Origin of the sequence: Nitritalea halalkaliphila LW7 (genome assembly GCF_000265075.1) — a bacterium.
Taxonomy (GTDB): domain Bacteria; phylum Bacteroidota; class Bacteroidia; order Cytophagales; family Cyclobacteriaceae; genus Nitritalea; species Nitritalea halalkaliphila.
On sequence record NZ_AJYA01000022.1, the window covers coordinates 47,068 to 54,058 of the forward strand.

Genomic DNA, 6,991 nt, shown 5'->3' on the forward strand with positions numbered 1-6,991 from the left:
GGGTTTTAGACACTTAATAAGCAGTAAACAGTTTCCAATATAGGAAAAAGTATCGAATTCAGGCCTACGGGGCCCATTTTTCTTTAGCTAACGCAAAAATGGACGAAATGGATTTGAAAATTATCTTCCACTCGTTGCTCTACCCGCATGCAAAAACCCAGGGACCAAAAAAAACCTCCGCCTTCTGGCAAGAGGTTTTCATTCAAGCATGGATAAAAGCAAAAAGGATAAGCGCTTACAAGCTCCTGTGCTCCTCCCGAATAGGGCCTACTGCAGGACCTTTCGAGCTATCAGTTCCTTCATAATTTCATTTGTTCCTGCATAGATACGTTGTACCCGCGCATCCGCATAAGCACGTGCGACAGGATACTCCCACATATAACCGTAACCACCATGTAGCTGCACACATTCATCTGCCACATCGCACTGCAGCTCGGTCATGGTGTACTTGGCAGCAGAAGCCATCGCCGCGTCTACTTGCTTGTTTTGGTGCATGAGCACGAGCTGGTCACAGTAGATGCGCGCTTGCTCCAGCTTGGCGGACATCTCGGCTAACTTAAATCGCGTGTTTTGGAAATCTGCCACCGTTTTGCCGAAGGCCGGACGAGATTTCACATAGTCTACTGTGGCGCGGAAGGTAAACTCGGCCAGCGCCAGCGCTGCAAAGGCCACGATCAGGCGCTCCTGTGCGAGTTCGGTCATCAGGTATTTAAAGCCCTCCCCTACGTTTCCTAAAAGATTCTCCTTAGGCACCTGTACATCTTCGAAAAACAGTTCGCAGGTATCCTGAGCATGTAGTCCTACTTTTTCGAAGGGCTTGCCCTTACTAAAGCCTGCCATATCCTTATCGACGATAAACAAGCTGATTCCCTTTGCTCCCTTAGTCGGGTCTGTTTTAGCGGCCACCACGACCACATCTGCTAGGTAGCCGTTCGTGATAAACGTTTTCGAACCATTTATCAGATAGTGATCGCCCTTGTCTTCGGCTGTGGCACGGATATTTTGGAGGTCACTCCCAGCGCCCGGCTCCGTCATGGCCACTGCACTGATTAATTTACCCTGCACCATACCTGGAATGTAGCGTGCCTTAGCGGCCTCGGTACCATAGTGCAAAATATACGGAAACACGATATCACTATGCAGTGGGTACCCGATGGCGGGCCCTGCACAACCGCTGAGGCCCAGCTCCTCCACGAAGATGGCATTATAGCGGAAATCATCGATGCCCATGCCTCCATAAGACTCAGGTGCCTGAAGGCAAAGGAACCCATTTTCACCTAATTTTTCCCAAGAGGTGCGGGAAACCATTTTATTCTTCTCCCATTCTGCATTATGCGGAATGATCTCACGGGCGATAAACTCCCGTACGGACTGGCGAAACATTTCGTGTTCTTCGCCATACATGCTGCGTGGAAAACTGTTCATTATAATCGGGTTTATAGCTGCGGAATTTTTTCTATCTTTTAGGGAACGAACTTGCCCTAAAAAGCATAAATATAAGGAAATTAGCACATATAAAAAATAATCTGCCGTTTATTTCCTTACCTTAAGCAGGATCCCCAGTAGCTAAAAAAGCTGCTTCCGAAGAAACAGCTTTTTTTAGCTACAGCCTTATCGCTTACCAAGGTTTACGTGGCAGTTTCTCGTCACGCTGTGCGGTGTGATAGACCATCGCCGCTACGATGATCGCCGCCTGCTGCATGTCAGGCATCTGCATACGCTCATACAGGTCCATGTTCGTGTGATACCCAATACCATAGTCGATCGGATCCTGAATAAACTGGAAACCCGGAACGCCTACTGCTTGGAATGCCACGTGATCCGTAGAGCCCGTGTTACGCGTGGTCACCGTGTTAGCACCCATTTCATGAAAAGGAGTAAACCATTTTTGGAAGATAGGGACCAGTTGATCGTCTCCCTCGAGGTAAATCCCACGGATTTTTCCAGACCCATTATCTATATTATAATAGGCGGATATTTTATCCCATTCTGCCTTCTTTTCTTTCGTAGAGCGGTTAGCTACATATTTTTCTACATAGCCTCTAGAACCGAAAAGTCCCTGCTCTTCTTCTCCCCATAAAGCGATCCGAATGGTACGCTTTGGCTGAAAGCCAATGGCCTTTAAAATACGCATGGCTTCCATCATCACCACCACACCGGCAGCATTATCATTCGCTCCAGTGCCAGCGTGCCAGCTGTCTAAGTGGCCACCGATCATCACGATCTCCTCTTTAAGTGCACGGTCCGTACCCGGAAAGTCGGCTAAAACATTGTAGCCTTTATAATCATCGTCTAACCACTCCACCTGAATCTCCGCTTCTATGCGCACTTCCTTACCATTCTGGAGTAAGCGCTGCATGCGGCCGAAATGCTCCATGGCGATTTCCATTTCAGGAAGCGTAGGCTTTTTGTCCGTAGAAAAAGAACCCGCGCGCGTGTGGAAAACAGTTCCAAAAGAACCCCGTGTCCCTGTAATTTTTAGCGCTACGCCTTCTTCTAAAAGCAAGCTGGACAGCTGCGCATCTAAGGCACGCTGGGCACGCATGGCCTCCAGCTGTGCTGGGGTGTAGCGACCACGAAAGACGCCTAAATTCACCATTTTAAGTGCTTCAAGTTGCTCGTCGGTAAACCTGCGCGCCTGCGGATCGAAGCCTGGAGTCAGCGAAACTGGGGCCTGAGCCACCATCACCGCTTTGCCACGCAGCTGCCCTTTATACTTTTCTAAATCTTCTGCTTTATTCACCTCCACCAGGACTACTTCTGAGTCGATAAAGCCAGCGGTGCCCTCGGTCCAAGCCTTTGGGTAACCGATAATCTGCGCATAGTAAGGCGCTTTCATGGCGATGTAAGACTTTTTTACATCCCAGCCACGGCCGAACTCTCCATAACTATCGATGCGTACATTTTGCAATCCCCACTCCTTAAATTTCTCGGCAGTCCACTCGCGTGCATTCCGCAAGTTAGTGGAACCCGAAAGGCGTGGGCCCAGAAAATCAGTGAGGTGAAAGCTTAAATCTTCTACCTGAGAGTTGGTTTTGCCCTCATTTTTAATTTTGTACACAGCATCTAGCTCCAGCTTTTCCTGGGCGAAAGCCAGACTGCTCAGCATACAGCAAGCGAGTAAAAAATACCCTCTAAGTGTTAATCGTGTCATTGTATGTGCGTTATCTTTAGTGAAAAACGTGTGAAGTACACGGTAAGACAAAATTCTAAAATCTTCTCACATCTGACCAACCATTCATATAATTTAAAGAAAAAGGAAAAACCAGGGTCGGTATGTTGCCCTGGCTTTTCTGCGAAAGAAGCAATAGGAATTAAAAGGTGTGGTAAAAACTTGTTTTTCCCGCTTGGGTTAGGACAAGTTGATGTCCGCGCAGCTGATTACCCTTCAGACGAAACCGGCGCTCCCGTTTTTCGCCATCCTGTACGACCTCCTGATGGAGTAGTCGCCCATCCGCATGGAACAGTTCGACCTGCACCGCTCCTGCTGAGGCGATGACCACCTGAAACTGCGCGTGATCGCTTAACTCCACTTTTGCCTGCACCGCTTCTTTTTGTGGAACCGTTCTAAATGCGATTGGATGGAGTACCTGTGCACCACTTTCGAGATGTGTGATGCGCACCTGGGCAGCTTGGTTTTTGCCTTCGGCAAAGCGAAAGGGCTGTACGACTCCTCCTGGATTTTTGTGAATATGGCGCTTGGCCATCGACTGTCCTGAAGTGCTCAGAATTTCGACCTTAAAAGCACCGAGCGCTGCATCCGCTTGGACATACAGTCGGTCCACCGAACAGTAAATGCGTGAATGTGCTTCTACGAAGCGCTCCATTTTAGCTTCTTTTTCTGCATCATGAGCAGAAGTGGATGAAGAAATGGATGTGCTGGCAGCCAGTGGACGTAGTGCCAAAGAAAGGATTAAGGCGAAAGTGAAGATGGAAGTTTTCATGCGGCTCTTGTTTAAATTGTTTGGAATAAGCTCTTTGTTTGATCAGGTTATATGCGAATCTTTGGCCAGCGGATAGCGGGAGTCTGGCCGTGGACATGGCCAACAGGAGCTACTACTTTTTGGCACGCTAGCCTCGGAGCGCCAGGAGAGCGAAAATGGACAAAAATGCAACAAGCGGTCAGGGGCATGTTCTATTTTGAGACAGCATGATGCAGCAGAAGCATGCATAAGTGGCCCAAAAGGCCGCCTGAAAAGTAGAAAAAATTAAAAAAATAAATTTTTATTTGCCGCAGGCCACATTTCTCACCTCCGTTCGCTGTTCGCTACCGAACAGAAAGGGGTTAAAAATGAGCGCTTTTCAGAGAGACTGCGGTATCCTCAGGGCTAATGATGGTAGCGCAGCGTAGTAGATGAACAAGGGGGAAAGACTTTTTCCTGCCCGTCCAAGAGAAAATCCTTAAGCATCTGCACGCGGTCACTTTTCTGCCGAAGGCTTTTGGGCATCGATCCAAAGCTGACGCAGGACAGGCATCGTTTTTTCTATATAGGCCAAAAACTGAGCGCTGAAATCCCCCTCTTTGCCTTTTTTGTTACGCCCACGCATTTCCTCTTGCTGTGTAAAAGGATGTAGTCTTTTTCCAGAATTTTCTTGAAACTGCTGTTCCAGGGGGAGTCGCCTCCTCAGGTCTGCTGCGATCTTTTTAAACTGCTCCTTAGGGACAGTGGAAGCTAGCGACCAATAAGCAGGGGCATAGGCCACCATACTTTCTAATCCTATGTACCCCATAGCAGCGTTTAAGACCTTAGCTTCCTCTTTTTCGAGAGGCGTATATCCCTCCAAGTAAATTTTTTCAGAAATACTGACCGCTTCGCCAGGTTCAAAGGGCCGCGGGCGCCCTAGATTTAACTGTCCGAAAAATTTAGCCTCTAAGGAAATCTCTTTAGGATAGATCAGGTTTTCCTTGTGTCCATAAATCACCTCGAGCTGACCGCTCATCTCACGATTACGCAGCGTTCTGCCCAGCTCAAAATTTATGTACCGATAACTTGAAAATGAGAAGCGTACCTTTTCTACACGATCCCCACTGCTGCTTGGATAAATTTTTCCTTCCCCTACCAAAAAGACAGGTAAGTTTTCATCTGCTTTCAAGCGGTCTTTTATCGTAAAATAAATGACACCCTCTTCTCCTTCAGCACCATACTTGAAGGCATAATAGGCGCTGCTTTTCTCATCTAAAGGGCCCGACACCTCTAAGGCTCTGTAGATTTCTCGTGCATAAAAAGGGGTGAGCACATAACTTTTCGTACGATCTTCATAGTCCACTGCCTTACTCGGAAGGGTATCGCCAGCGAGCGTCCAGTGAAAGCTCCGTCTTTGTTCCATAGGAACAAAACGATTATAAGCGCTACCAGAAGTATTATCCGTAGAAAAATCCCAAGGTTTCCATTTGACATTACCTGATAACAAAGACAATCCTGCTGCTTCGAAAAAATCAAGCACTTGGCCCTTTTGCGTCACTAGAGAATAACCAGTGAAGGTTCCCAGATGAGGTGTCTGAATATATTTCTTCTGCATAGACTGACTTAGCGCTTGAACATGGGAATCCGCTTGCGCAAAGGAAGTTACATGTACGGCTTCCAAAGCAAGGTCCTCTACTTGTAAAAAAAAGGTAGAAGATGTTACATTCGGAACTTGAAAGAGCGTATCGCGAAAAAATAAACTCTGTATTAGAAAAATTTCACCAACTGGCAGAAGTGCAGTACCCGTTTCATCTGCCAACGCTTCCACCTCTCCTGATTGATTATAAACAGGTAAAAAGGGGATGCTGACCACCTCTTTACCCTCCTGATAGGAGAACTGCACCTTTGAAAGGCCTTTAGCCTGCTGGGTAAAAGCGATTCCACTGGAGGCTAAAAAAAAGACCTATACTGAGCGCCAAACGTTTAGCAAAAGAAAAAAAAGAAGACATCGCCTAAGAATTATAACGTTCTAAAATAAAGCTTATAGCTGATAAACCCGCAGAAATATAACCAAAAGCAAGTGGTAAAGTAAAGAACAAGTTGCCGCAGATCGCTATAGCGCTGGATTTAATTTCAAAAAATATTTTTTTTCATTACCGCTCTTTCCATTTCAAAGTTATTTTTGCGCTCCAATAAAAAATAAATAGGGGCTTTATGCTCAGCAAAATAGTTACTGGACAAAATGAACACCAACTTTACACCCCTTATTTTAGGAGCCTCGCTCCTTTTGATTTGCTTCTTATGCCTAGGCACATCCGCAGGATTTGCGCAGCAAAAAACCCATGAAGAGGATCGCTTTACTCTGGATGTAACCCTATTTTCAGACCAGTTTTGGGGTTTCTACCCCTATTTTTCTGGAGCTTACAAGCTCAATGATACCTTTGATCTGACTTTTTATGGAATCATGTGGGCTGGAGGTGAAGGAGCTGCTTGGGGTAACTGGACCGAGTTCGGTGTGGGTATCGGATTTCAGGCTGCAGAAGGTGTTTATATAAGCCCTCAACTGGGCATCTTGGGCGGAAGCTTGCTTTCTAAGGGCGCTGATGGAGCAGGTATCCTCGGGGATGGCATCGTTCCAAATGTAACGCTTACGCTAAAAAAGGCTAGAACTGAGGGGGAGGCCGCTGTCTGGTACTATGCCCCTCTGCGAAATGAAGCCCCTTTGGGTGGGACCACCCTCTCCTACTTGCACTATCTGGCCTATTATGGCTATAAAGCCACCGATTTTTTTTCTTTCGGGGCACATTATGAGCATTTAATAAACACCGGGGGATCAGCCATCGCAAGTGCCTCCACAGAATTACAGTGGCTAGGTGCCTACGTGCAGTTTAAAGACCCTAAAGGAGGTGCCTTTGTCCGCTTCACCTTTGGCACTGACCTGTATGTAGGAAACGAGTCCTTTTACCGCCTGGCTACTGGGTTTCGTTTTTAGGTTGGCGCTACGCGCAAAATAAACCGCACAGCGCCGTCTCCTTTCACCCTCCGCTTTTCCCAAACCAAACCACCCTTTGTGTTAATATATTTTT

The 6,991-nt window shown here is 47.0% G+C and carries 5 protein-coding genes; 1 reads left to right on the forward strand and 4 read right to left on the reverse strand.

Annotation, left to right across the window (positions count from 1 at the left end; all coding sequences use genetic code 11):
• Positions 1 to 267 precede the first annotated feature (267 nt).
• The 4 genes from A3SI_RS08770 to A3SI_RS08785 all read right to left on the reverse strand — a co-directional run bounded on the left by A3SI_RS08770 (position 268) and on the right by A3SI_RS08785 (position 5,808).
• Positions 268 to 1,425 carry an acyl-CoA dehydrogenase family protein gene (locus A3SI_RS08770; RefSeq protein WP_009055173.1) on the reverse strand — a complete coding sequence of 386 codons (1,158 nt, stop codon included), beginning with the start codon at positions 1,423 to 1,425 and terminating at the stop codon, positions 268 to 270.
• Positions 1,426 to 1,618: 193 nt separating this feature from the next.
• A complete protein-coding gene (locus A3SI_RS08775; RefSeq protein ID WP_040670523.1) occupies positions 1,619 to 3,154 on the reverse strand; it encodes a M20/M25/M40 family metallo-hydrolase in 1,536 nt (511 codons plus the stop codon).
• A 160-nt stretch (positions 3,155 to 3,314) separates the two neighbouring features.
• Entirely contained in the window at positions 3,315 to 3,944 is a 630-nt protein-coding gene (locus tag A3SI_RS08780) for a hypothetical protein (RefSeq protein ID WP_009055177.1), read from the reverse strand.
• A gap of 475 nt (positions 3,945 to 4,419) precedes the next feature.
• The gene (locus A3SI_RS08785; RefSeq protein WP_009055179.1) at positions 4,420 to 5,808 is read right to left on the reverse strand and encodes a hypothetical protein; all 1,389 of its coding nucleotides are present in this window, start codon (positions 5,806 to 5,808) and stop codon (positions 4,420 to 4,422) included.
• 339 nt (positions 5,809 to 6,147) lie between these two features.
• Between A3SI_RS08785 and A3SI_RS08790 the strand changes: the two genes are divergently transcribed.
• Entirely contained in the window at positions 6,148 to 6,897 is a 750-nt protein-coding gene (locus A3SI_RS08790) for a DUF6733 family protein (protein ID WP_009055182.1), read from the forward strand.
• Positions 6,898 to 6,991: the final 94 nt, after the last annotated feature.

What these genes read in the sequence shown, in the direction of transcription:
- A3SI_RS08775 (WP_040670523.1), bottom strand. Translation starts at nt 3,154, where the DNA reads ATGACACGATTAACACTTAGAGGGTATTTTTTACTCGCTTGCTGTATG.
- A3SI_RS08780 (WP_009055177.1), bottom strand. Translation starts at nt 3,944, where the DNA reads ATGAAAACTTCCATCTTCACTTTCGCCTTAATCCTTTCTTTGGCACTA.
- A3SI_RS08770 (WP_009055173.1), bottom strand. Translation starts at nt 1,425, where the DNA reads ATGAACAGTTTTCCACGCAGCATGTATGGCGAAGAACACGAAATGTTT.
- A3SI_RS08790 (WP_009055182.1), top strand. Translation starts at nt 6,148, where the DNA reads ATGAACACCAACTTTACACCCCTTATTTTAGGAGCCTCGCTCCTTTTG.